This is a genomic window from Microvirga sp. P4_G7 (assembly GCF_056401005.1).
This window is the reverse complement of record NZ_JBFUKD010001029.1, coordinates 1-902: the sequence shown is the minus strand read 5'-3', so window position 1 is coordinate 902 and position 902 is coordinate 1. Positions and strand designations below refer to the sequence as shown.

1 protein-coding gene is annotated in these 902 nt (G+C 60.0%); it reads left to right on the top strand.

The window, feature by feature from the left end; genetic code table 11:
• Nucleotides 1–100: 100 nt before the first annotated feature.
• Nucleotides 101–902: class I tRNA ligase family protein (locus tag AC1DT3_RS22785; RefSeq protein ID WP_477467437.1), on the top strand; the 802-nt coding region annotated here is incomplete at its 3' end.

Sequence of the window (902 nt, the reverse complement as noted above, 5' to 3'; positions counted from 1 at the left end):
GCCCTCGCCTGAACGCGAAGGTCTGGGATATAGCTGTTTCGTCCCCGAAAGACTGCCAGATGCGCTCCGTCGCTGCGGACCATCCAAGACCGAATGAACCATGACCGATAAGACCCAAGCCGCCGCGCGCGACTATTCTGAAACTTTGTTTCTGCCCAAGACCGATTTCCCCATGCGGGCCGGTTTGCCTCAGCGCGAGCCGTTGCTGCTCAAGCGCTGGAACGAGCTGAAGCTCTACGAGCGTCTCCGCCAGGTGCAGAAGGGGCGCAACCGCTTCGTCCTTCACGATGGCCCKCCCTATGCSAAYGGCMACATCCATATCGGRCATGCGCTCAACAAGATCCTSAAGGACCTCGTCGTCCGCTCGCAGGGCATGCTCGGCTTTGATTCGAACTACGTCCCCGGCTGGGACTGCCATGGTCTGCCGATCGAATGGAAGATCGAGGAAGAATATCGCTCCAAAGGCAAGAACAAGGACGACGTCGATATCGTCGAGTTCCGTCGCGAATGCCGCGCGTTCGCCGAAAAGTGGATCGATGTTCAGCGCGAGGAATTCAAGCGMCTCGGTGTCGAGGGTGACTGGGCTCATCCCTATACCACCATGGCCTTCGACGCGGAGGCGCAGATCGCCCGCGAGATCATGAGCTTCGCCGTCTCGGACCAGCTCTATCGTGGCTCGAAGCCGGTAATGTGGTCTTCCGTCGAGAAGACGGCGTTGGCCGAGGCCGAGGTCGAGTACCATGAGAAGACGTCCTCCACGATCTGGGTGAAATTCCCGATCCTGAGGACGCTCGACGGCGATCTCGATGGCGCTTCGGTCGTGATCTGGACGACGACACCCTGGACGATCCCGGCCAATCGCGCTGTCGCCTATGGCATCGACATCGGCTACGGCCTGTATG